Source organism: Stutzerimonas chloritidismutans AW-1, assembly GCF_000495915.1.
Lineage (GTDB): Bacteria > Pseudomonadota > Gammaproteobacteria > Pseudomonadales > Pseudomonadaceae > Stutzerimonas > Stutzerimonas chloritidismutans.
On sequence record NZ_AOFQ01000007.1, the window covers coordinates 110,009 to 134,515 of the forward strand.

Genomic DNA, 24,507 nt, shown 5'->3' on the forward strand with positions numbered 1-24,507 from the left:
CTTCCACCAAAACGATCAAGTTGTGTCGATGGTGGACAAGCACAGCGTTGTCCACCCTACGTCAGGCCAGCGTCGTCTGCGTTGCCGCAGACTTGCTCGCCGCCTGCTTCAACTTGCGCATCTGCTCCACGCCCCAGAGCACGCGCTCGGGCGTCGCCGGTGCGTCGATCTGCGGCTGCGCCCGGTAGTCGGCCAGGCTGGCGACGGCGTCCTTGATCGCACACCAGACCGAGATGCCGAGCATGAACGGCGGCTCGCCGACGGCCTTGGAGTGGAACACGGTGTCCTCGGGGTTCTTGCGGTTCTCCACTAGCTTCACCCGCAGATCCAGCGGCATGTCCGCCACCGCCGGGATCTTGTAGCTGGCCGGGCCGTTGGTCATCAGCTTGCCCTTGTCGTTCCAGACCAGCTCTTCCATGGTCAGCCAGCCCAGACCCTGGACGAAGCCACCCTCGACCTGGCCGATGTCGATTGCGGGGTTCAGCGAGGCGCCGACGTCATGCAGGATGTCGCTGCGCAGCATCTTGTATTCACCGGTCAGGGTATCGACGATCACTTCCGAACAGGCCGCGCCATAGGCGAAGTAGTAGAACGGCCGCCCGCGCGCCTGGCTGCGGTCGTAGTAGATCTTCGGCGTGCGGTAGAAGCCGGTGGACGACAGCGAGACCTGGCCGAAGTAGGCCTGCTGGATCAGCTCATCGAAGCTGATGTACTGGTCGCGCAGGCGCACCTGGCCGTTCTTGAACTCGATGTCTTCCTCGAAGATCTGCCACTTGCGCGCGGCGAACTCCACCAGCCGTTGCTTGATGGTCTGCGCCGCATTCTGCGCCGCCTTGCCGTTGAGGTCGGCACCGCTGGAGGCTGCCGTCGGCGAGGTGTTGGGCACCTTGTCGGTGTTGGTGGCGGTGATCTGGATGCGTTCGATATCCACTTGGAACACCTCGGCCACCACCTGCGCGACCTTGGTATTGAGGCCTTGGCCCATCTCGGTGCCACCGTGGTTCAGGTGGATGCTGCCGTCGGTGTAGACGTGCACCAGTGCGCCGGCCTGGTTGAGGAAGCTCGCGGTGAAGCTGATACCGAACTTCACCGGCGTGAGCGCCAGGCCCTTCTTCAGGATCGGGCTCGCGGCATTGAACGCGCGGATTTCCTCGCGGCGCCGAGCGTATTCGGCGCTGGCTTCCAGCTCGGCGGTCATCTCCTCGAGCATGTTGTGCTCGACGGTCTGGTAGTAGTGGGTGACGTTGCGCTCGGTCTTGCCGTAGTAGTTGCGCTTGCGCACGTCGAGCGGGTCCTTGCCCAGCTCGCGCGCCACGGCGTCCATGATCTCCTCGATGGCGACCATGCCCTGCGGGCCGCCGAAGCCGCGGTAGGCGGTGTTCGACGCCAGGTTGGTCTTGCAGCGATGGCCGTTGATGGTGGCGTCGCCCAGGTAGTAGGCGTTGTCGGAGTGGAACATGGCGCGGTCGACGATGGAGCCGGAGAGGTCCGGCGAGTAGCCGCAGTTACCGGCGAGGTCGATCTCGATGCCATGCAGCAGGCCGTCGTCATCGAAGCCAACGTCATACTCGACGTAGAACGGGTGGCGCTTGCCGGTCATGGTCATGTCTTCCATGCGCGGCAGGCGCATCTTGGTCGGCCGACCGGTGAGGTGCGCGATCACCGCGCACAGGCACGCGGGGCCGGCGGCCTGGGTTTCCTTGCCGCCAAAGCCACCGCCCATGCGACGCATGTCGATGACGATCTTGTTCATCGGCACGCCGAGCACTTCGGCGACCAGCTTCTGCACCTCGGTGGGGTTCTGCGTCGAGGTGTAGACGATCATGCCGCCGTCTTCGGTGGGCATGACCGAGGAAACCTGGGTTTCCAGATAGAAGTGCTCCTGCCCACCGATGTGCAGCGAGCCCTGCAGCCGACGCGGCGCGCTGGCCAAGGCCGTCGCCGAGTCGCCGCGCTGGTGGGTGTGGCTGTCGAGCACGAAGTGTTTCTTGTGCAGCGCCTCGACCACGTCGAGCACCGGCTCAAGATCCTCGTATTCGATGATCGCGGCCATGGCCGCCTTGCGCGCGGTTTCCAGACTGTCGGCGGCGACGGCGATAACCGGCTGGCCGATGTACTCGACCTTGCCGTCCGCCAGCAGTGGATCGCCGGGCAATACGGCGCCGATATCCAACTGGCCCGGTACGTCCTTCGACGTGATGGCGATGGCCACGCCTGGAATCTGGTAGCAGGGCGCGGTGTCGATGCGCACGATGCGGGCATGGGCGCGCTCGCTCATGCGCGCATAGATATGCAGCTGGTTGGGAAACTCCAGGCGGTCGTCAACGTATACCGCTTCTCCGGAGACGTGCTTGGGCGCGCTGTCGTGCTTGACGCTCTTGCCGACGCCGGTGACCAGATCTTCGGTAAACAGCGCCGCGATTTCTTCCTGAGTGCGGGTGGTTACGTGGTTAGACATAAGCGGTCACCCTCGTTTCGGTTTTCGGTGCGTGTTGTTCGAGGAAGCATTTACGCAGCAGGTTCTGCGCGACCAGCAGGCGATATTCGCGGCTGGCGCGGAAATCGGTCAGCGGCGTGAAGTCCTCGGCCAGCGCATCGCAGGCCGCCTCCACGGTTTTCTGGTTCCAGGGCGCGCCGTTCAGGGTCGCCTCGCAGGCCGCGGCGCGTTTTGGGATCGCCGCCATGCCGCCAAAAGCGACGCGGGCATCGGCGATCATGCCATCAGTGATTTTGAGATCGAACGCGGCGCAGACCGCCGAGATGTCGTCGTCCAGCCGTTTGGAAACCTTGTAGGCGCGGAACAGGCGATCCGGCGTGGCGCGCGGCACGATGATCTGCTCGATGAACTCGCCGGGCTGGCGCACGGTGACCTTGTAGTCGAGGAAGTAATCCTCGAGCGGCAGGGTGCGGCTGACATCGCCCTTGCGCAGCACGACCTCGGCGCCCAGGGCGATCAGCAGCGGTGGGGCATCGCCGATGGGCGAGGCGTTGCCGATGTTGCCGCCCAGCGTGCCCTGATTGCGGATCTGCAGCGAGGCGAAGCGCTGCAGCAGATTGCCGAAGTCCGGGTACTCGGCAGCCAGCGCGGCGTAGCAGTCGGTCAGCGGTGCGGCTGCACCGATCTCGATATGGCGGTCGGTGATCTGGACCTGCTTCATCTCGGTGATCTGGCCAACATGGATCATTACCGGCAGTTCGCGATGGAACTGGGTGGCCTCCAGGGCCAGGTCGGTTCCACCGGCGAGCAGCCGCGCTTGCGGATTGGCGGCATACAGCTCGGCCAGCTCAGCGACCGTCAGCGGCGACAGGCTGCGCTTTTCGCCGTCGCTGAGTTCGGCCGTTTCACGTGGCGCGATGCGCTGCAGCTGGGCGATGGTCTCGGCTTCGCGGGCATCGAACTGGTCCGGCTGCTTAGCACAGCAGGCCTGTTCGGCGGCTTCGAGGATCGGGCGATAGCCGGTGCAGCGGCAGAGGTTGCCGGCCAGGGCTTCGTGGGTCTGGTGTGGATCGTAGGTCTGCACGCCGTCGCTGCGATTCTTCTGCAAGGCGAACAGGCTCATGACGAAGCCGGGAGTACAGAAGCCGCACTGCGAGCCGTGGCAATCGACCATCGCCTGCTGGACGCTGTGCAGTTGACCCTGATGCTTGAGGTCTTCGACGGTGATCAGTTGCTTACCGTGCAGGGCGCAGACGAAGGTCAGGCAGGAATTCAGGGTGCGGTAGCGCAGCCGATCGCCGACCAGTTCGCCGACCACGACGGTACAGGCGCCACAGTCGCCGGAGGCACAGCCTTCCTTGGTGCCCGTCTTGCCGCGGTGTTCGCGCAGGTATTGCAGCACCGTGGTGTTGGGGTCGAGAGCCTGCTCGCTGCGCAGCTCACGATTGAGGAGAAACTGGATCAAGGCGGTGCCTCCGACTGTTGTTGTTCTGACGCGCAAATTATCGCTATCTGACTTTTCGGTCAACTTATTCCTGACTCAAAAGTCAATGCGGCATGCGCGCGCAGGTCGGGCGAGGGCTGGGTGGCCATCGCCCGGTTCTTCCTACTGCAAGTAAAGCCCGCTCAGGCCGATTCGGCCTCGCCCTGCCGTCGGTAGGCATAGGTCTCGGCGAAGCGCGAGAGCATGTATCGGCTGCAGGTGGTGCTCGGGTATTTCGGCGGGTTGGTTTCGTCGTAGCAACCGGGCAGGCAGGCGATTTCGGTGTCCGGATGCGGCTCGGCGAAGAACGGCATGGAATAGCGATCCACGCCCAGCGGGCTGACCACGCGATGTGGCGTCGACTTGTAACGATCATTGCTCCAGCGCGCCATCATGTCGCCGATGTTGACCACGTAGGTGCCTTCGATGGGCGGCGCGTCGATCCATTCGCCCTTGACGTTCTGCACCTGCAGGCCGCCGGCCTGGTCCTGATAGAGCAGGGTGACGCAGCCGTAGTCGGTATGCGCGCCGGCGCCTTGCTGATCGGCGCTAGTGGCGGTCTGCCGGGGCGGGTAGTGGATCATGCGAAACACACTGATGGGCTCGACGAAGCGCTTGTCGAAGAAGTCCCGCTCGATACCCAGGGCCAGCGCGATGGCACGCAGCAGGGTGCAGGCAAGATCCTGCATGTCGCGGTAATGGCCCTCCATCAGCTCGGTCCAGCCTTCCAGCTGCAGCGGATGGCGGTTGGGCCCGCGCAGTGGTTTTTCGGCTAGCACCTCGGGGTGATCGGCAGGCATATGGAAACCCATGTCGAAGGTTTCCTTGAGGTCGCACGGCTGGCTCGGGTCCAGCTGCTCGGTGGCAACGGCACCGTAGCCGCGGTGGTGACGGCTCTTGGTGATATCGATCTTCAGCTTATCTTCGGCAGGCAGCGCAAAGAACCGCTGGGCATGGTCGGTGAGGGTGGCGATGCGCTCGGCGCTGATCGGATGACCCTTGATATAGAAGAAGCCCCACTCGCGGCAGGCGCGGTCGATGGCCTCGGCGACGGCCAGATGGCCGGCCTCGTCGGCGTTATAGAGCGGGGAAATGTCGATGATGGGCAGTGAATTCATGGCTGACTCCGGTACGGCGCCGCCGGTCTTCTCGTACCGGCGGCTTTCGAGGGCAATGCCCCCTGCGTGCGGTTCGCCAGGCGGCGGGACGGCACGCAGATTCCGCAGTGCGCCGGGCGGGGCCGGCGCGGGTAACGCTTACTTCGGCATTTCAGCCTTGACGCCTTCGACGTAGTAATTCATCGAGGCGAGGTCCTTGATGCTGGCGGTCTCGCCCTCGGCGATGCGCACTTCGCCGGCCTGGTCCTTGATCGGGCCGGTGAACGGGTGGAATTCACCGCTCTTGATGCTGGCGATGATCGCTTCGGCTTCGGTCTTCACATCGGCCGGCACCAGATCGCTGATCGGCAGGCTGATGCTGTCCTGGGCCAGACCACCCCAGAAGTCTTCGGATTTCCAGGTGCCGGCCATCACCGCTTCGGCGGACTTGGTGTAGTGCGGGCCCCAGTCGTTGACGATGGAGGTCAGCACGGCCTTGGGCCCGAAGTGCTGCATGTCCGAGGCGTAACCGACCGAGTAGACGCCACGACGCTCGGCGGCCTGGATCGGCGCCGGGCTGTCGGTGTGCTGGAAGATCACGTCGACGCCCTGGTCGATCAGCGCGTTGGCGGCATCGGCTTCCTTGCCCGGATCGAACCAGGTGTTGACCCACACCACCTTGATCTCGGTGCCGGGGTTGTACTTGTCCAGCGCCAGCTGGATGGAGTTGATGTCGCGGATCACTTCCGGAATCGGGAAGGAGGCGATGTAGCCGACCTTCTTGGTCTTGGTCATCTTCGCCGCGAGGAAGCCGCCTACATAGCGGCCCTCATAGGAACGGGTCAGGTAGGTACCGACGTTCTTCGCCTGCTTGTAACCGGTGGCGTGCTCGAAGGTGACCTTGGGGAACTGCTTGGCGACTTTCAGCGTGGGGTTCATGTAGCCGAAGGAGGTGGTGAAGATCAGGTCGTAGTCGCTCTTGGCCATGTTGCGGATGACCCGCTCGGCATCGGCGCCTTCCGGCACGTTCTCGACGAAGCTGGTCTTCACCTTGTCGCCCAGTTTTTCTTCCATGTACTTGCGGCCCTGCTCGTGCTGGTAGGTCCAGCCGTGGTCGCCGATCGGGCCGATGTAGACGAAGCCGACCTTCAACGGATCGGCGGCCGACGCCGCGGCGGTCGTCAGTGCGGCGCTGAAGCCGATCGCTGCGGCGAGTGCACGCAGCAGGGTTTTCCGAGTGTTGTTCTGCATGGCGGGTGACGCTCCTGTTTGTCTAGCTACAGAGCCTATGTTGGCTGATAGCTGGTTAGCAAAAAGCTGACCAACTGGACAGATACCTTCGTTGTGCCGGATTGCGGGCGCTTCGACTCGACGCTGATGCCTGGTCGAGGCTTGCGCTGGTGCGCCAGTAATCCACGGCGCCCAGCTTTGGTGCAAGCCTCGATCATTGCCGATTAGCCGTTTACCAGCTGCCGAGCCGCCTGCTGGTGATCGGCGATCAGCCCCTGAACGTCGAGGCCTTCGACCTGGCCGTCGATGACACGCCACTTGCCGGCGACCATCACCCGGTCGGCGCGGTCGGCGGCGCACAGCAGCAGCGCGGCGACGGGATCGTGGCTGCCGGAGAAGCGCAGTTCGTCGAGCTTGAACATTGCGAGGTCAGCCTGCTTGCCAACCGCCAGTTCGCCGATGTCGCTGCGCCCGAGCAGGCGTGCGGAGCTGCGGGTCGCCCAGCCGAGGACCTTCTCTGGCGTGATCTTCTCGGCGCCGTAGCGCAGGCGCTGGATGAACAGCGCCTGGCGCGCCTCGAGCATCATGTTGGAGGCATCGTTGGAAGCTGAGCCGTCGACGCCCAGGCCAATGGTGGCGCCCTTGTCTTCAAGCTCCAGCGTGTGGCAGATACCGGAGGCCAGGCGCATGTTGGAACTCGGACAATGGCAGATGCCGACCCCGGCCGCGCCCAGGCGGTGGATCTCCACCTGATTGAAGTGAATGCCGTGCGCCAGCCAGGTCCGCGGGCCGAGCCAGCCGACGCTCTGCAGGTAATCCACGGTGCGCATGCCGAAGCGCTTCGCGCAGAACTCCTGCTCGTCGAGCGTTTCGGCCAGATGGGTATGCAGACGTACGTCGCGCGCTTCGGCCATCTCGGCGCAGGCACGCATGATGTCGGTGGTGACCGAGAAGGGCGAGCAGGGCGCCAGGGCGATCTGGATCTGCGCGCCGTCGCCGCGCTCGTGGTAGCGATCGATCAGCCGCTCGCTGTCGGCAAGAATCGTCTCGGCGTCCTGCACCACGCTCTTGCAGGGCAGGCCGCCGTTTTCCTTGGACAGGTTCATCGAGCCGCGGGTGAGCATGGCGCGCATGCCCAGCTCGCGGACGGCCTCGACCTGAATGTCGATGGCATCCTCGAGCCCGCCCGGAAACAGGTAGTGGTGATCCGCCGCCGTGGTGCAACCAGACAGCAGCAGTTCGGCCAGCGCCACCTTGCTCGCCAGCTGTAGCGCCTGCGGCGTGAGCCGCGCCCAGACCGGGTAGAGGGTCAGCAGCCAGTCGAACAGCGGCTCGTTGACCACCGGCCCCCAGGCGCGGGTGAGGGTCTGGTAGAAGTGGTGGTGGGTGTTGATCAGCCCCGGCAATACCACGTGTTCACGGGCGTCGAAGGTCTCATCCACCGGCAGCGCGGGCGTGGCGCCGGCGGTTAGTAGTTCGGTGATGACACCGTCTTCGATCACCAGTCCGCCTGGGGCTTTCTGGCCGTTGGCAGTGAAGAGGGCGAGGGGATTCTTGATCCAGATTCGATGAGCAGCCATGGCCGGCTTTCTCCTGAATGGTTGAGTTCAGAGTAGCCAGCTCAGTTATGCCCTGTCTGCTGATCCAGGAGGCGGAGCGGTGGATGCCTCGCCGGGGGAGGAAGATAAAGGGTTTGGGGTGGGTTTGTCACAGGGCTGCCAAGGGTTGGGTAGTGGGAGTGGCCAATCCGACTCCCGAGATAACCCTTGTGGCCGTCATCACCAGGGAAGCGGATTGCCCTGGTAATCCAGATACCGATGCCCACCCTGTCCAATGGCCTGGGTAACCTGCTCGAGCATACCGCGCGTGCTGGTCTCGACATCCAGTGGCGCCTGGTCGCCGCCCATGTCGGTCTTGACCCAGCCGGGATGCATCGACAACACGGTCAGCCGGGTCTCGCCCAGTCCGGCGACGAAGGTACGGGTCATGTGATTCAGCGCGGCCTTGCTCGCGCCGTACAGGTCCATGCCCATGCCCGGACCGGTTTCGACGCTGCCGAGGATGGAACTCATAAAGACGATCACGCCCAGCGTAGGATCGACCAGCGGCAGCAACCGCTCGGCCAGGCGCACCGGTGCGACGGCATTGGTGAAGAACAGCTGGCCGACTTCCGTTTGATTGGCTTGCGTGGCCGGTTTGTGCTGCGGGCCGGCGACGCCGGCGTTGACGAATAGCACGTCGAGTCTGGTACCGGCCAGGCGGGCGGCCAGCTGGTCTACGCTGCCTGCATCGTCCATATCCAGCGTTTCGACGCGCACCTGCGGTATCTGGCTGAGGGCTTCGGCGTGCTGCGGGTTGCGCACCGTGGCGATCACCTGCCAGCCTGCGGTGCAGAACTGTTTCGCCAGGCCGAGACCCAGACCGCGGGAAGCGCCGATGATGAGTGCTGTTTTTTGCATGCTGCGTCCTCGGTAGGTCATGACTGACCGGCAAGAATAGCGCGGCTGCGACGCGCGCGTGCAGCAATGCTGGGGTGCGACATCTGGTCGTCGTGCGAGTGTTGCAAGCGGTTTCGCGGCGGTGGTCATAGGGGCGCTGTTTCGGCTCTGATGGGCCAGCGTTGCCGGTGCTTCCGGCATCATCGAATCAAGATCAGGGGGATCCAATGCCCGACCCGCAAACACAGTCGAACCGCTGGCATGCTCGGCAGAGCGATGAGGCGTTGCTCGAACTGGAGTCCTCGAGCGCCGGCCTCAGCCACGAACAGGCCCGGCAGCGCCTGCTGCAATACGGTCCCAATCGGCTCGATGAGGCCAAGCCGGCGAGTGTCTGGCAGCGCCTGCTGCGTCATCTCAACAATCTTCTGCTTTATGTGCTGATCGCCGCGGCGCTGGTAACCGGCCTGATGGGGCATCTGGTCGACACCTTCGTGATCCTGGCGGTGGTGGTGGTCAACGTGGTGATCGGCTTCGTTCAGGAGGGCAAGGCGGAAAAAGCGCTGCAGGCGATTCGGCATCTGCTGGCGCCGCACGCGGTGGTGTTGCGCGATGGCCGCCAGCAGGACCTCGATGCCGCCGAGCTGGTGCCCGGGGATGTGGTACTGCTGGCTTCCGGCGACAGCCTGCCGGCGGACGTGCGACTGCTGCAGGCGCGCAACTTGCGTATCGACGAGGCGGCGTTGACCGGCGAATCGGTGCCAGTCGACAAGCAGGTCGAGGCCGTGGCCGCCGATGCTTCCATCGGTGATCGGCTTTGCATGGGCTATGCCGGCACGCTGGTGACCCAGGGCCAGGCGCGTGCGGTGGTGGTCGCCACGGGCGCGGCGACCGAGATCGGGCGTATCGGGACGATGCTGGAATCCGTCGAACAGGGCACCACGCCGCTGCTGCGCAAGATGTCCGATGTTGGCCGGGCGCTGACGGCCGTGATCCTGGCCGCGGGCGTTCTGCTGTTCCTGTTCGGCACGCTGGTGCGGGGCATGGGCGCCGGCGAGATGTTCATGGCGGCGGTGGGGCTTTCGGTCGCGGCGATCCCCGAGGGGCTGCCGGCGATCATGACCATCACCCTGGCCATCGGCGTGCAGCGTATGGCCAGTCGCAATGCGGTGATCCGGCGCCTGCCGGCGGTGGAGACGCTGGGCTCGGTGACGGTGATCTGCTCGGACAAGACCGGCACCCTGACGCGCAACGAGATGACGGTGCAGGAAGTGATCTGCGCCGGGCAGGCACTGGAGGTCGAAGGCGCGGGCTATGCACCGCAAGGTGCGTTGCTGTTCGAGGGCGTGGCAGTCGAACCGGTGGCGCTGGCAGCGCGCACGCCGGCAGCCAGCGCGCTTGCCGAAGCCGCGGCGCTGTGCAACGACGCCAGCCTGCACGAGAAGGACGGACTGTGGACCCTTGCCGGCGACCCCACCGAGGGCGCGTTGCTGACCCTGGCGATGAAGGCGGGACTGTCGCCGGCCAACCTCCACGTCGACCGTCCGCGGCTGGACGTGATCCCCTTCGAGTCGGAACACCGCTTCATGGCGACCCTGCACGCCTGCGAAGGCGGCAGCGAAGTGCTGGTCAAGGGCGCGCCGGAACGGGTCCTGGCCATGTGCGCGCGGCAGCTCGAGGCCGACGGCCAGGAGCGGCTGCTGGATCAGTCGCACTGGCATGAACAGGTCGAGGCGCAGGCGCGGGCCGGTCGTCGCGTGCTGGCGCTGGCGCGGCGCAGGCTGCCGGCCGGCAAGGAGGCGATCGAGCATGCCGACGTTGCCAGCGAGCTGACCCTGCTCGGGCTGGTCGGCATTATCGATCCGCCGCGTGACGAGGCGATCCGTGCGGTGGCGCAGTGCCGTGCAGCTGGCATTCGCGTGGTGATGATCACCGGCGACCACGGCGTCACTGCCAGTGCCATTGCCAGGCAGCTGGGCATGGGGGATGACATCAAGGCGATCACCGGGCCGGAGCTGGAGCTGATGGATGAAGCGGCCATGCGCCAGTCCGTCGCCGAGGCCCGGGTGTTCGCCCGCGCCAGCCCGGAACACAAGCTGCGCCTGGTGCGTGCGCTGCAGGCCAATGGCGAGGTGGTCGCCATGACCGGCGATGGCGTCAACGATGCGCCAGCGCTGAAGCAGGCCGATGTCGGCGTGGCGATGGGCATGAAGGGCACCGAGGCGGCCAAGCAGGCCGGCGCCATCGTGCTGGCGGACGACAACTTCGCTTCCATCGCCCATGCGGTGGAAGAGGGGCGCACCGTCTACGACAACCTGCGCAAGACTGTGACCTTCCTGCTGCCGATCAACGGCGGCGAGTCGCTGTCGCTGCTGCTGGCGGTGCTGCTCGGTATCGCGCTGCCGATCACGCCGGTGCAGGTGTTGTGGGTCAACATGGTCAGCTCGGTGGCGTTGGCCATGGTACTGGCGTTCGAACCGACCGAGGCGGATGTAATGCAGAGGCCGCCGCGGCGGCCGGACGAGCCGATGCTGTCGCGCTTCGTCATCTGGCGGATCTTCTTCGTTTCCGCGCTGTTTCTCGCCGGCATCTTCGGCATGTACCAGTGGATGCTGACGCAGGGCGCGACGATCGAGGCGGCGCGCACCGTCGCAGTCAACACGCTGGTGTGCATGGAGGTGTTCTATCTGTTCAGCGTGCGTTATCTGAAGGCGCCTTCCTTCACCGTGCAGGGCGTCAAGGGTACGCCGCGGGTGCTGGTGGCGGTGTTCGGTGTGTTTGCCCTGCAGCTGATGTTCACCTACGCGCCGTTCATGCAGTCGCTGTTCGCGTCCGAGGCGTTGCCGCTGGCGACCGGTGTGCTGGTGGTGCTGGCCGGGGTGGCCGTGCTGGTGATTCTGGAAATCGAGAAGGCGCTGTTGCGTCGGATGGGCGTCGGCCCGGCGTGAGCCGGGCTTGCGCAAAGGTCAGAGCGGCGGCAGCTCTTCCATCAGGTCGGTCGTGTGAACGCCGGGGATATGCAGCTCGCTCTTGGCCAGCTGCTGGCCTTCCATCTGCGGCTGGGTCACCCAGGTGAGGATGTCGTAGTAGCGGCGGATGTTGGCCACGAAGTGCACCGGCTCGCCGCCGCGGGCATAGCCGTAGCGGGTCTTGCTGTACCACTGCTTCTGCGCCAGGCGCGGCAGCATCTGCTTCACGTCCAGCCACTTGTTGGGGTCCAGCCCCTCGGCTTCGGCGAGTTTGCGGGCGTCTTCGAGATGCCCTCCGCCGACGTTGTAAGCAGCGAGGGCGAACCAGGTGCGATCGGGTTCCTGCACGCTTTCGGGCAGGCTGGCGTGCACCTTGACCAGGTATTTGCCGCCGCCCTGGATGCTCTGCACCGGGTCCAGGCGGTTGGTCACACCCATGGCGTTGGCGGTGCGCAACGTCAGCATCATCAGCCCGCGCACGCCGGTCTTGGAGGTGGCCTCGGGCTGCCAGTGGGACTCCTGATAACCGATCGCGGCCAGCAGGCGCCAATCGATGCCATGTTTCCTGGCGGTCTCGCGGAAGGCTTTCTCGTAACGCGGCAGACGCTGCTGCAGATGCTTGGCGAAGGCGTAGGCGCCGACGTAGCCGAGCACGTCCACATGACCGTAGTAGCGTTCGCGCAGGCGCTGCAGCGTGCCGTTCTGCTGGGCCTGCTCGAGGAAGGAGTTGGCGGCCTCGAGCAGGCTGTCGTCCTCGCCCTTGGCCACGACCCAGGCCAGGCTGTTCTGCTCGCCAACATCGAAGCCGGCGCGGATGTTGGTGAAGTACACCTGGTTCATGGACATCTCGTTGGATTCCACCAGGGTCAGGTCGATCTGCCCCTCGTCGACCATGCGTAGCAGGTCGACCACTTCCACGGCGTCGGATTCTTCGTAGCGCAGGTCGGGATATTCGGCCTGCAGCGTGGCGAGCTTCTCAGCCTGGCTACTGCCTTTGAGCACGAGGATGCGCTTGCCGATCAGGTCCTTGGGGCTGGTCGGACGGCGCTGGCCGCTGCGGTAGACGACCTGGGTGGTGACGTCCAGATAGGAGCGGGTGAAGCGTGCCAGTTCCCGTCGGCCTTCGCTGGCGACCAGGCCGGCGGCGGCGAGCGCCGGGCCGCCGGGCCGGTTGAGACGGTTGAAAATGTCTTCGATGTTGTCGGCGGTTTCGATCTGCAGCTCGACGCCGAGATTGCTGGCGAAGCGCTTGGCCAGCTCGTACTCGAAGCCGGCTTCGCCGTTGCGGTCCTGGAAATAAGTGGAAGGGCTGTTGCGGGTGATCACGCGCAGTACGCCTTCCTCCTGTATACGCTCAAGCTCGCTGGGCTTCTCGGCGCAGCTGCTGAGCATCAGGAAGAGTCCGGTCGCCAACAGCCAGATGGCGCAGCGCTTGCGGAACACGGTTTGGGCAAACATCGGCGCAGTATACGCAAAGGCGAACCGCCACCATATCTGGACAGCGGTCGGGCTCTCTGCTAAGCGAGCACCTTCCTACGGCAGGGTAATGCTGCCAAACGACCGTGGCGCGCAAGTTCGGCATAATGCCGGCCCGTGCCGCCACCGACTCCGAGAGTTTTGCGAAACATGACCGAGGTTCAGCCCAAGCCCTGGTTCGTCTATCTGGTGCGCGCCGCCAACGGTGCGCTGTACTGCGGTATCAGCGACGATGCGCAGCGTCGTTTCGCCGAGCACCAGCGCGGGCGCGGGGCGCGTTTCTTTCACTCCAGTCCGGCGCAGGCGCTGGTCTATGTCGAGACTTGCGCCAGCAAGGGCGATGCGTTGCGTCGCGAGATCGCCATCAAGCGACTGGACAAGCGTGCCAAGGAACGCCTGGTGAGCCTGGCCAGCCCCGTTGCGTGAATGACGCACCAATCAGCCGGTAGGCTCGGTGGAGCGGAGCGTCTAAGCTGATGCTCTTCCAACGGGGCGACGCCCCATCTCGAGACCTCTGGCGGAGCCTGTCATGCACGAGCTGATCCTGCACCACTATCCCACCTCGCCCTTTGCCGAAAAGGCGCGCCTGATGCTGGGGTTCAAGCAGCTGTCCTGGCGCTCGGTAATGATCCCTCCGGTCATGCCCAAGCCCGACCTGACCGCGCTCACCGGCGGTTATCGACGCACGCCGGTGTTGCAGGTCGGCGCCGACATCTATTGCGACACCGCCCTGATCGCGCGTCGGCTCGAGGCCGAAAAGACCACCCCGGCGCTGTTCCCGGAAGGCCAGGAGTTCACCGCCGCGACGCTTGCCCAGTGGGCCGATTCGGTGCTGTTCCTGAACGCCGTGAGCCTGGTGTTCCAGCCCGAATCCATGGCCGTCCGCTTCGCCCAGGTGCCCAAGGAGTTCGTCCAGATCTTCAGCAAGGACCGTGCGCAGCTGTTCTCCAACGGCTCGGTCAGTCGCGTTCCGCTGGAGCAGGCGAAGAGTGATTGGCCAACCTTCATGACGCGCCTGCAGCAGCAGCTGGCGCGGGAGGAGGGCGAGTTCCTGTTTGGTGCGGCGCCGTCGATTGCCGACTTCGCCGTCGCGCATTGCCTGTGGTTCCTGCGTGCAACGCCGGTCACCGCGCCGCTGGTGGATGGCTACCCGGAGGTGGCGGCCTGGCTTGGCAAGGTACTCGGCGTGGGCCATGGCTCCAGCAGCGAGCTATCCGCCGACGATGCGCTGCGCATGGCGCTGGAGGCCGAGCCTGCGCCGCTGCCGGACGAAGCATTCAGCGAGCCGAATGGTTTTCAGGAAGGGCAGAATGTGGCCATCGCCGCAGTGGATTACGGCGCCGATCCGGTCGAGGGTGAGTTGGTCTTCGCCGGTAGCGAAGAGCTGATCCTGCGCCGCAGCGATGACCGCACTGGGGTCGTGCACGTGCACTTCCCGCGTGTTGGCTATCGCATCGAGGCGCGCTGAAGACGCCTCAGTGCGGCGTCGGTGATTCGCCGGCGCGCAGCTTCGGCAGCTCGCGGGCGAGCGTGCGGAAGTAGGCGATGCGCTCGTAGCACAGCGTAAGCTCACCGCTGATGCGGTTGAACCAGGCGTCCGGCGCGCCGCAGGTGGACATGCGCAGGGTCAGGTCGCGGGGCAGCTCGAAGGCATCGCTGGCCTTCGCCGCGACCGCTTCCAGCTCGCCGCTGGCGCGAATCTTTTCCAGCAGTTCGGCACCACCCGGCAGATGTCCGGGGGGTGTGTCGTAGATCACCTGAATGCGGTGCCGCGCCGGTCGCTCGTCGCTGCGGCCGAAGTGCTCGCGAAACCACTGCACTGCGTGGGCCGCCTGTTCGTATTCCTCGGGACAGTACAGCGCGCGCTCCACCGGCAGGCCGCTGACTTCCAGCACCCAGTCGAGCCGATCCGGGTCGCTGCCGTAGGCCAGGCAGGCGATGTTGTAGAAGCGCTGGGCGTCCAGTGCATGGCTGTCCCAGACCGGCACCGGGGAGCCGTCGCGTTCCGCGTGCTGCCATTCCAGGCGCCAGTAATCGGCGACATCCATCAGCTTGGCGTAGAAGTCGTCGCGGTGCTGTTCCCGCTGCAACAGGAACAGACCCATGAAGCCGAGCTGGTCGGCGGCGTCTTCCTCGCGGCCCAGTACCGGCAGCTGCAGTTCGCTGATGAGCAGGTGCCCCATCTCGTGCATCAGGGTGAATTCGGAGTTGGCGACCGTGAAGCGGACTTCGTCCACCGACAGTTCCGGTGCTGTTTCGCCTTGCTGCGCCTGCGCCAGCAGCGGCAGAAGCAGCAGCTGCAACAGAGCGAAGCGCTTCATGGCGTGCTGTCCAGATCGGCATGGGTGAATGGCGCCGGCCGCACCGGCCAGTCCAGTGCCAGGCGCTCGAACGCGCGGGCGAGCAGGCTGGCGATGAGCAGGTCGCGCAACCAGCGGTGGTCGGCCGGTATCACGTACCAGGGTGCTTCGCGGCTGTGGCTTTTGCTCAGCACGGCAGCCCATTGCGCCTGCTGCTGGGCGAAGTTGCGGTGGTCCTGCAGATCGCCGAGGGTCAGCTTCCAGCGCTTTTCCGGCTGCTCCAGGCGCCGATGCAAGCGCTGCTTCTGCTCGCCGGCAGACAGCTGCAGGTAACACTTGAGTGGCTGGATACTGGCGGCCGGCAGCTCGCGCTCGAAAGCCAGGATTGCGGCCTCGCGCTGCGGAATATCGGTAGGCGAGCACAGGCCGTCGCGCAGATCGCTGACCAGCGCTTCGTAGTAGCTGCGATTGAATACGCCGAGCATGCCGGGCGCCGGCAGCCGCTCCCGGTAGCGCCAGAGGAAGTCGTGGCGGCGTTCGTTCTCGCTGGGCGCCTGAAAGCTGTGCGGCGACAGCCCCAGCGGGTCCAGGCCACCCAGCACGCGGCGGATCACGCCGTTCTTGCCGGAGCAGTCCGGCCCCTGCAGCACGAGCAGCAGGGCGTCGCGGCGGTTGGCCCAGAGCATGGTCTGCTGTACCCGCAGCCATTCCTTCAGGCTTGCCAGCTGCGCTTGAGCCTGTGCTTTGTCCAGGCCGTAGCAGCGTGCCGGATCGCGCGCCAGCGGCGCCGCGGGGTCGCACAGGCAGTCATCGAGAATGGCGTCCGCCAGGCGCATGGCGCGGTCAGTCCTTGCGCCGCTTGAGCTGGTCTTTCAGTTGGGTCGGCAGCTGGCGGATGATCAGCATGTCGCGCGCCTCGTCGTACTCGACCTTCGAGCCCAGCAGATGCGACTCGAAGCTGATCGACAGCCCTTCGGCGCGCCCGGTGAAGCGCTGAAACTGGTTTAGCGTGCGTTTGTCGGCGGGAATTTCCGGCGACAGCCCGTAATCCTTGTTGCGGATGTGCTCGTAGAAGGCGCGCGGACGTTCCTCGTCGATCACCCCGGACAGCTCTTCGAGCGACATGGGTTCGCCGATCTTCGCCTGGCTACTGGCGTAGCCGACCAGCGCGCTGGTCTTCTCCCGTGCTTTTTCCTCGGGCAGGTCTTCGCTTTCGACGTAGTCGCTGAAGGCCTTGAGCAGCGTGCGGGTCTCGCCCGGGCCGTCGACGCCCTCCTGGCAGCCGATGAAGTCGCGGAAGTACTCGGACACCTTCTTGCCGTTCTTGCCCTTGATGAAGGAGATGTACTGCTTGGACTGCTTGTTGTTCTGCCACTCGGAGATGTTGATCCGCGTCGCCAGGTGCAGCTGTCCGAGGTCGAGGTGCCGGGCTTCGGTCACGTCCAGCGAGTCGGTAACGGTGACGCCGTTGCTGTGGTGCAACAGGGCGATGGCCAGGTAATCGGTTATGCCCTGCTGGTAATGAGCGAACAGCACGTGGCCGCCGGTGGACAGATTGGATTCCTCCATCAGCTTCTGCAGATGCTCGACTGCCTGGCGGCTGAATGCGGTGAAGTCCTGATTGCCTTCCATGTACTGCGCGAGCCAGCCGCTGAACGGATAGGCGCCGGACTCCTCGTGAAAGAAGCCCCAGGCCTTGCCCTGCTTGGCGTTGTAGCTCTCATTGAGATCGGCCAGCAGGTTCTCGATAGCCTGGGAGTTGCCCAGCTCCGAGTCACGGGCGTGGAGCACGGCGGGGGTGCCGTCCGGCTTTTTCTCGATCAGATGGACGATGCAGTGGCGGATGGGCATGGTGGTCTCACGGCTGGAATGCAACAGGTTGGGCAGTTTACCCGAGAGCGGGTAGTGCGTGCCTGCAGCCGAAGCTGCGGTCTGGCAGAGTCGATCTGTGTCAAGGACGTCTCGCGGCGTTGGGGTTAGCCTGCTGTACACCAGACGATAGCGGGAGGCGTAGATGAGCGGAACCTTGGACTGGCTGGGTGTGGCGCGCGGTCGTTTCCTGCTGCTGACGCTGAGCTGCGTGGCGCTCGGGCTGGCCTTGGCAGCGCGCGGGAGCGCGGAAGCGATGTCCTACAGTGATGCACTGCTGGTGATGCTCGGCGCCCTGGCCGCCCATGTGGCAGTCAATGCGCTCAACGAATGGGGTGATTACCGCAGTGGGCTGGACCTGCAGACCCGCCGCACGGCATTCAGCGGTGGCAGCGGTACCTTGGTGACCCATCCGCATCTGCTGGGTCGCACATTGCTGCTCGGTCTCGGCAGCCTGCTGACCTGCGCGCTGATCGGCGTGTTGTTCCTGCTGCGCCAGCCGCCGCTGTTGCTCAGTCTGGCGCCGATCGGTCTGGCGGGACTGTTGCTGGTGCTGCTTTACACGCCTTGGCTGACCCGCCACCCCTGGCTGTGCCTGTTCGCGCCGGGCTTGGGCTTCGCGCTGATGGTGCTGGGTACGCGCATCGTTCTCGGCGGCGCGCCGGATCTCGGCGATCTGTGGTTGATCCTGCCCCCTCTGCTGCTATGCAACAACCTGCTTTTGCTCGGCCAGTTTCCGGACATTGATGCTGACCGCGCTGTCGGCCGGCGAACCCTGCCGATGCATATCGGCTGCGCCAACGCCGTGCGCGTGGCGCTTGCGCAATGGCTGCTGGCCTACGGAGTACTCCTGGCTGTGCTGGCGCAGCCAGGTCTGGCCGGTGGCGCACTCGGCTTGTTGACCTTGCCGTTGGCCCTGCGAGCGGCATGGTTGCTGCGTCGCGAACCGCTGCAGGCGCAGCGCCTGCTGCCGGCATTGGGGCTGAACGCTGCGGTCAGCGTGGCGACGCCGTTGTTGATGGCCGTAGGGTTGCTGGCGCTTTAGCGTTCCGCGAGAGCGGAGGGCACCCGATCGGACACATGGGGTGACGAAAGAAAGGCTTAACTGAGTAAACTGGTCGCCTTTTCTTCGAGGAATGACCCCCATGACCGCTGCATGGCGCAACTCTGCCTGGATTCTCGCTGGTGGCTCGCTGATCCTCGCGATTTCGCTGGGTGTGCGCCACGGCTTCGGTCTGTTCCTGCCGCCCATGAGTGCCGAGTTCGGCTGGGGTCGCGAGGTGTTCGCCTTCGCCATCGCGATACAGAACCTGATCTGGGGCCTGGTGCAGCCGGTGACTGGCGCGCTGGCCGATCGCTTCGGCGTGGCTCGTGCGGTGCTGATCGGCGGCATTCTCTACGCCGTTGGGCTGGCATTGATGGCGGTGTCCGATTCGCCGACGACCCTGACGCTGAGTGCCGGGCTGCTGATCGGACTGGGGCTGTCAGGCACCTCGTTCTCGGTGATCCTCGGCGCAGTCGGGCAGGCGGTTCCGCCGGAGAAGCGCAGCATGGCGATGGGCATCGCCAGCGCTGCGGGCTCCTTCGGCCAGTTCATCATGCTGCCCGGCAGCCTGGGGCTCATCGAGTGGCTGGGGTGGTCCTCGGCGCTTATGGCGCTCGGTTTGCTGGTGGCGCTGATCGTGCCGCTCGCGGGGATGATGCGCAGCCCCGCGCGGCCTCCGGCGGCACCCGGAACTCAGCAGTCGCTGGGCGAGGCGCTGCGCGAAGCGGCCGGGCATTCCGGGTTCCGTCTGCTGGCGCTGGGCTTTTTCGTCTGCGGCTTTCAGGTGGTCTTCATCGGTCTGCACCTGCCGGCCTATCTGGTCGATAAGCATCTGCCGGCGCAGGTCGGTACCACGGTGCTGGCACTGGTCGGGCTGTTCAACGTCGTCGGCACCTACACTGCGGGCTGGCTGGGCAGCTGCTACTCCAAGCCAAAGCTGCTGGCCGGGTTGTATCTGATTCGCGGTGTGGTGATCAGTGTTTTCCTGCTGGCGCCGCTGAGTGTCTGGAGCGCGTACGCATTCGGCATCGCCATGGGCTTGCTGTGGCTGTCCACGGTGCCACTCACCAACGGTACGGTGGCGACCATGTTCGGCGTGCGCAACCTGTCGATGCTCGGCGGTATCGCCTTCCTTTTCCATCAGCTGGGCTCGTTCTTTGGCGGCTGGCTGGGCGGCTGGCTGTACGACCGTACCGGCAGTTACGATCTGGTCTGGCAGATCGCGATCGCGCTGAGCCTGATGGCGGCGGTACTCAACTGGCCGATTCGTGAGCAGCCAGTCGAGCGCCTGCGCGAGGCGCAGGTCAACTGATGCGGCCGCTCTGGCTGGGTATGAGCGTCGCCCTGGTGCTGGGTCTGCTGATGCTGGCCTGGTGGGGCTGGCAGCGTGGCGGCCTGGCGCTGCTGCAGATTGGGCTGGGCACCTGCTGATTCAGCTGGCCTGCGATCTCGTAATTCCTTCTTTTCCGCGTGGCCGGTTTATCCGGTCGCGCCAAAGCTGCCATGCCCGCAATAGTGATCCCATAGCCTTGCTTTCCAGTTCGAAAAACGGCGACGAACGTGACGGAATCAATTCGGTATTCATCGCTCCAAAGCGAAGCGGCGTAGAAGAAGTTAAGAACAAATCGCCGGTTCTTAGCAGCAACCTACCGGCTTTTGTGCATACCCCTGCGATCGAGTGGCAGCCTGGCAACCCTGTTCTAAGCTCGGCTGTCGCATAACCGTCATCAACAGTTGGTAAATACCTGCGGCACGCAGTCAATGGAGCAACAAGCAATGTCCACCCTTACCGAACTCGCCCAACAAATCGCCAAGCTCTATCCGTTGAAGGACAAGCGTGTAGGCAAGCGTTATCGCGTGGTAGGCGAGCTGGCCGGGATGACCGAACTGGAAGAGATCAACGGTGAACCGCGCTATATCCAGACCATGGCGCTGAAGAACAAGCAGCTCTGGGACGTGGCGGTCTAAACCTTTCCGTTGACGCCTGCCTGAATTTCACCCTTTCGCCCAGCGCTCGGCGCGCCAACTCGCCTGCTCCGTTTGACTCAGGAAGGTCCAGGCGACGAAGCGGCTCTTCTTCTGCCCCTGAGCCATGTCCAGCGTGTGCATCTGGCGGGCACCGAGGCGTTTCAGCCGCGCCTCCAGCGGCGCCACGTTGGCGCCCTTCGATACCAGGGTACTGAACCAGTAGACCTGTCTGGCGAACGCGACGCTTTCCTCCGCCATGCGCGCGACAAAGGCCGCTTCGCCACCTTCGCACCAGAGCTCCGCCGCCTGACCGCCGAAATTGAGCGCGGGTAGTTTGCGGCTCGGATCGAGCTTGCCGAGGTTACGCCACTTGCGCTGGCTGCCACTGCTGGCTTCGGCCTGCGATGCATGGAAGGGCGGATTGCACAGCGTCAGGTCGAAGCGATCCTCGGGCAACATCACCCCCTTGAAGATGTGCTTCGGCGCCGCCTGTTGTCTCAGCTCGATGGCCTTGACGAGGCCATTGGCCGAGACGATGGTGCATGCCGAGGCCAGAGCGGTGGCGTCGATATCACTGCCGGTGAAGCGCCAGCCGTATTCCCGGTGGCCGATCAGCGGGTAGATGCAGTTGGCACCGGTGCCGATGTCCAGCGCGTGAATGGCGGTGCCGCGGGGAATGGCGCTGGCATCGTTCTGCCCGAGCAGATCGGCCAGTCCATGCAGATAATCGGCGCGCCCTGGCACCGGCGGGCACAGGTAGCCTGGCGGAATGTCCCAGTGCTGGATTCCGTAGAACTGCCTGAGCAGCGCGCGATTGAACACCCGCACCGCATCCGGATTGGCGAAGTCGATGCTCTGCTTGCCGTAGGGGTTGATGATCACATGCTCGGCGAGCTCAGGGCAGCCGGCGATCAGCGCGGGGAAGTCGTAGCGGCCGGTGTGGCGGTTACGTGGATGCAGCACCGCCTTGGCTTCAGCGCGGGCAGGCTGCGGGGTTGGGCTCGGGGATTTGCGCGGCATTTGATCGGCGGAGGTTGGCGGCTGGGGCGCGCATTGTCCCACAACCGCTGCCCGCGGATAGGTCTCGTTGCTAACGGCGGCGCGGCACCATCAGCATCCAGAACAACCCCCAGAGCAGCGCCGCCGCGCCGAGCCAGAAGGCACTGTGCAGGCTGCCGCCCATCCCCATCCAGATGCTGGTCAGCCAGGGTGCGGCGAGCTGGGTCAGGCCGTAGAGTGCGATCAGCGCCGCCGACAGCCGCGGTCCTTGATGTGGATGCAGTGTCCGCGCCAGACGCTGGGTCAGCAGCACCGTGCCGAGAAAGGTGCCGCCGACCAGTACCGCACAGAGCAGGATGCCGACCGCGCCGGGCAGCAGCAGCGCGGCCAGTACGCCGAGCAACTGGGTGAGGTAGCTCAGGCGCAAGGCGATGTCGTCACCCATGCGCACGCCGAGACGATTCCACAGCCAGGGCGCCGGCAGCGTCGCCAGCGCCACCACCAGCCAGCTGCCACCGATGAGGAAGTCACCGGGCTCTACCTGCAGACGCGCGACCATCGGCAGGAAAGTCATCGGCAGGATGTAGCCCATGCCGGCGCCAGCGTAGGAAAGAAACAGCGGTGTGCTGGAGCGATCGAGCAGCTTGCCGCTGGGTGGCTCCTCCGCAGAATGGGCCTTTTCCTCGTCAGGCATGTCCAGCTGCGACAGCTGCCGCCAGCCCCACCAGGCCAGCGGTATCGAAAGCAACGCCGCCGGCCACCAGCGCTCGGCTCCCAGCAGGTACCCGTCGCTCAGGCTCACCAGCAAACTGGAGAGAATCAGCCCGACGCAGACACCGAGATAGACCAGGCCGCTGGAGGAAACGCGCTGCTGTCGCGCCAGCCATTCGAGGATCAGCGAGGGCGCCTGTACGAATACCAGACCGTTGCTGATGCCATTGGCCAAGCGCAATGCGGCGAGGGCGTCAGCGGATTCCGCCTGGGTCTGCAGCAGGGCGCTCAGGACGTGTAGCGTCAGTGCCCAGGGCAGCGTACGACGAATCTGCGCGACGCGATGCCAGCGCACCGCGAGCAGGGCGCCGATCAGATAGCCCAGGTAGTTCCAGCTGGCGATGCTGGCGCCTTCCTGCACGGTCAGCAGACCGTCCTCCACCAGCCAGGGCAGCAGCGGGGTATAGACGAAGCGGCCAAGGCCATGGACGACCAACAACAGGACGGCACCGGCCAGCAGGACCGGAAACAGGGCGACACGCTGAGGCATGGAGTCTGTTCTTTTTAGAATGAGAGCTGGAGCTTAACGGCTGGCCCTTTCAGCCGCCATGCCACTTTTCGCTGGCTACCCGTCGGTGGGTGTCCCGAGGCAGCCGGCATTCATAGCGGAAACAGCAGCGGCACCAGCAGCACCGAGACGATCATGACCAGCGCGGTAAAGGGCACGCCAACTCGGACAAAGTCGGCGAAGCGGTATTGCCCGGGACCGAGCACCAGCGTGTTCACCGGCGAGGAAATCGGCGTCATGAACGCGGCGGAGGCCGCCAGCGCGACGATCATGGCGAACGGGTAGGGCGAGGCGCCCAGCTGCTCGGCGGTGGACAGCGCAACGGGTGCCATCAGCACAGCCGTCGCCGTGTTGGAGATGAACAGCCCGATCACGGCGGTCAGCAGAAACAGGCAGGCGAGCAGGGCATGCGGTCCGGCGTCGCCGAGCAGGCCGACCAGCCCCGATGTCGCCAGGGCGATGCCGCCGGTTTTCTGCAACGCCAGGGCGAACGGCAACATGCCGACGATCAGCACCAGGCTTTGCCAGTGAATCGCCTTGTAGGCGCTGTCCATGTCGATGCAGCGGAACAGGCCCATGACCAGGCAGCCAATCAGCGCCGCCAGCACGTTGGGCACCAGCCCGCTGACCATCAATGTCACCATCACCGCCAGCCCGAGCAGCGCGAACGGTGCCTGGTTGGCCGCGGGTGCCACATCGTCCACCTCGGCCGGCAGGCTCAGCACGAGGAAGTCGCGGCTCATGCCCTGCAGACGGTGAATGTGCTTCCAGCTGCCGGCCACCAGCAGCGTATCGGCTGGCTTGAGCTTTTCATCCACCAGCAGCCCCTGCAGGGCTTGGCGATTGCGGCGCAGACCGACCACGTTGAGCTTGTGCCGGCTGCGAAAACCCAGTTGCTGGATGGTCTTGCCCGGTAGGCGCGAATCCGGTGGCAGCACCACTTCCGCCAGCCCCAGCTCGCGACCGTGCACCGAATAGTAGGAGGTGCTGAGTTGCAGGGGATCGAGGCCCAGCTCCTGATAGGCGCCGAGCAGGCCGATGGCCGGGCTGGCCAGATCGACCAGCAGCACATCGCCGACGAACAGTTCGGTATTGCCCGTCGCGATCAGCAGAAGGTTGCGAAAGCGGTCATGGCGTTCCACGGCGATCACGTTGATGCCGTACTGGGTTCGCAGCTTCAGCTCGTCCAGCGCCTGGTTGGCGAGAATCGATCCCGGCATCACCCGCAGTCGCCGCTCACGTTCTTCCAGTCGATACTCCCGCGCCAGATCCGCCAGCGTATGGCGATGTTCTGTCGCTTCGCTGCGCTTGTCGCTGCCCAGCCAGCGGCGCGCCAGCAGCATATAGCCGACGCCGAGCAACAAAATCACCAGGCCGATGGGGGTGAAATCGAAGAAGGCGAAGCCGTCGAGCCCGGCGCGGCGCAGTTCGCTGTTGATTACCAGGTTCGGCGGCGTCGCCACCAGCGTCAGCATGCCGCTGATCAGGCCGGCGAACGCCAGCGGCATCATCAGCCGCCGTGGCGAGACCTTCATGCGATTGGCGATGCCGAGCACCACGGGAATGAAGATCGCCACCACGCCGGTCGAACTCATCACCGAGCCGAGCCCCGCGACGGCCAGCATCAGCAGAATCAGCAAGCGGGTCTCGCTGCTGCCGGCGGTACGCATCAGCCAGTCGCCCAGGCGATAGGCGATGCCGGTGCGCACCAGGCCGTCGCCGATGACGAACAGGGTGGCGATCAGCACCACGCTCGGATCGCTGAAGCCGGCCAATGCCTCCTGTACGCTGAGCACACCAGTGAGCGGCAGCGCGACCATGGCCAGTACCGCCACCACGTCCATGCGTGGCTTGTTCAGCGCGAACAGGCCGATGCAGCCGGTGAGCAGGGCGAGAACCATCAGCAGGTCGCCACTCATG

Annotated in this window: 19 protein-coding genes; 6 read left to right on the plus strand and 13 right to left on the minus strand. The window is 65.1% G+C overall.

The genetic code is table 11. The features are described from left to right. Positions 1-61 precede the first annotated feature (61 nt). The 6 genes from xdhB to F753_RS28670 all read right to left on the minus strand — a co-directional run bounded on the left by xdhB (position 62) and on the right by F753_RS28670 (position 8,706). A complete protein-coding gene (xdhB, locus tag F753_RS28645; protein WP_023444145.1) occupies positions 62-2,458 on the minus strand; it encodes a xanthine dehydrogenase molybdopterin binding subunit in 2,397 nt (798 codons plus the stop codon). Further along, positions 2,451-3,902, minus strand: a complete 1,452-nt coding sequence (xdhA, locus tag F753_RS28650; RefSeq protein WP_023444146.1) for a xanthine dehydrogenase small subunit — start codon at positions 3,900-3,902, stop codon at positions 2,451-2,453. The genes xdhB and xdhA overlap by 8 nt, the downstream gene beginning before the upstream one ends. A gap of 161 nt (positions 3,903-4,063) precedes the next feature. Then, positions 4,064-5,038, minus strand: coding sequence for a 2-oxoglutarate and iron-dependent oxygenase domain-containing protein (locus tag F753_RS28655; RefSeq protein ID WP_023444147.1), 975 nt, complete (start codon positions 5,036-5,038; stop codon positions 4,064-4,066). Between the two features lie 138 nt (positions 5,039-5,176). Beyond that, positions 5,177-6,268, minus strand: coding sequence for a BMP family ABC transporter substrate-binding protein (locus tag F753_RS28660; protein ID WP_014819430.1), 1,092 nt, complete (start codon positions 6,266-6,268; stop codon positions 5,177-5,179). A gap of 203 nt (positions 6,269-6,471) precedes the next feature. Next, positions 6,472-7,827: an 8-oxoguanine deaminase gene (locus tag F753_RS28665; RefSeq protein WP_023444148.1), complete on the minus strand. Its 1,356-nt coding sequence runs from the start codon at positions 7,825-7,827 to the stop codon at positions 6,472-6,474. 198 nt (positions 7,828-8,025) lie between these two features. After that, positions 8,026-8,706 carry an SDR family oxidoreductase gene (locus F753_RS28670; protein ID WP_023444149.1) on the minus strand — a complete coding sequence of 227 codons (681 nt, stop codon included), beginning with the start codon at positions 8,704-8,706 and terminating at the stop codon, positions 8,026-8,028. 206 nt (positions 8,707-8,912) lie between these two features. On the opposite strand from F753_RS28670, the gene F753_RS28675 reads away from it, so the two are divergent. After that, entirely contained in the window at positions 8,913-11,630 is a 2,718-nt protein-coding gene (locus tag F753_RS28675) for an HAD-IC family P-type ATPase (RefSeq protein ID WP_023444150.1), read from the plus strand. A gap of 18 nt (positions 11,631-11,648) precedes the next feature. Here F753_RS28675 and mltF read toward each other — a convergent pair whose 3' ends face one another. After that, on the minus strand, positions 11,649-13,109 hold the full coding sequence (gene mltF, locus F753_RS28680) for a membrane-bound lytic murein transglycosylase MltF (protein WP_023444151.1): 1,461 nt from the start codon (positions 13,107-13,109) through the stop codon (positions 11,649-11,651). Positions 13,110-13,277: 168 nt separating this feature from the next. Here mltF and F753_RS28685 point away from each other — a divergent pair, with 168 nt between their 5' ends. Together F753_RS28685 and F753_RS28690 are read left to right on the plus strand one after the other, a co-directional pair. After that, positions 13,278-13,553 (plus strand): GIY-YIG nuclease family protein, encoded by a 276-nt coding sequence (locus F753_RS28685; RefSeq protein WP_003284707.1) that lies wholly within the window; start codon positions 13,278-13,280, stop codon positions 13,551-13,553. A gap of 103 nt (positions 13,554-13,656) precedes the next feature. After that, positions 13,657-14,595 (plus strand): glutathione S-transferase family protein, encoded by a 939-nt coding sequence (locus F753_RS28690; protein ID WP_023444152.1) that lies wholly within the window; start codon positions 13,657-13,659, stop codon positions 14,593-14,595. 7 nt (positions 14,596-14,602) lie between these two features. Here F753_RS28690 and F753_RS28695 read toward each other — a convergent pair whose 3' ends face one another. From F753_RS28695 to yejK, 3 genes are read right to left on the minus strand one after another with little or no spacing between them, the layout of a single operon-like run. Next, positions 14,603-15,448: a DUF4344 domain-containing metallopeptidase gene (locus tag F753_RS28695; protein ID WP_023444153.1), complete on the minus strand. Its 846-nt coding sequence runs from the start codon at positions 15,446-15,448 to the stop codon at positions 14,603-14,605. Beyond that, on the minus strand, positions 15,445-16,263 hold the full coding sequence (locus tag F753_RS28700; protein ID WP_023444154.1) for a polyphosphate kinase 2 family protein: 819 nt from the start codon (positions 16,261-16,263) through the stop codon (positions 15,445-15,447). The genes F753_RS28695 and F753_RS28700 overlap by 4 nt, the downstream gene beginning before the upstream one ends. A 7-nt stretch (positions 16,264-16,270) precedes the next feature. Then, on the minus strand, positions 16,271-17,278 hold the full coding sequence (gene yejK / locus F753_RS28705; protein ID WP_023444155.1) for a nucleoid-associated protein YejK: 1,008 nt from the start codon (positions 17,276-17,278) through the stop codon (positions 16,271-16,273). A 163-nt stretch (positions 17,279-17,441) separates the two neighbouring features. Here yejK and F753_RS28710 point away from each other — a divergent pair, with 163 nt between their 5' ends. From F753_RS28710 to F753_RS28720, 3 genes are all read left to right on the plus strand, one after another. Beyond that, on the plus strand, positions 17,442-18,341 hold the full coding sequence (locus F753_RS28710; protein WP_023444156.1) for a prenyltransferase: 900 nt from the start codon (positions 17,442-17,444) through the stop codon (positions 18,339-18,341). A 100-nt stretch (positions 18,342-18,441) separates the two neighbouring features. Continuing rightward, positions 18,442-19,653 carry an MFS transporter gene (locus F753_RS28715; RefSeq protein ID WP_014819440.1) on the plus strand — a complete coding sequence of 404 codons (1,212 nt, stop codon included), beginning with the start codon at positions 18,442-18,444 and terminating at the stop codon, positions 19,651-19,653. 464 nt (positions 19,654-20,117) lie between these two features. Beyond that, a complete protein-coding gene (locus F753_RS28720; protein WP_003298204.1) occupies positions 20,118-20,309 on the plus strand; it encodes a hypothetical protein in 192 nt (63 codons plus the stop codon). 27 nt (positions 20,310-20,336) lie between these two features. On the opposite strand, the gene rlmF is transcribed toward F753_RS28720, so the two are convergent. The 3 genes from rlmF to F753_RS28735 all read right to left on the minus strand — a co-directional run bounded on the left by rlmF (position 20,337) and on the right by F753_RS28735 (position 24,506). Next, positions 20,337-21,329: a 23S rRNA (adenine(1618)-N(6))-methyltransferase RlmF gene (gene rlmF / locus F753_RS28725; RefSeq protein ID WP_023444158.1), complete on the minus strand. Its 993-nt coding sequence runs from the start codon at positions 21,327-21,329 to the stop codon at positions 20,337-20,339. Positions 21,330-21,399: 70 nt separating this feature from the next. Continuing rightward, positions 21,400-22,569 (minus strand): YbfB/YjiJ family MFS transporter, encoded by a 1,170-nt coding sequence (locus F753_RS28730; protein ID WP_023444159.1) that lies wholly within the window; start codon positions 22,567-22,569, stop codon positions 21,400-21,402. A 110-nt stretch (positions 22,570-22,679) separates the two neighbouring features. Further along, a complete protein-coding gene (locus F753_RS28735) occupies positions 22,680-24,506 on the minus strand; it encodes an SLC13 family permease (RefSeq protein ID WP_023444160.1) in 1,827 nt (608 codons plus the stop codon). Position 24,507 lies beyond the last annotated feature (1 nt).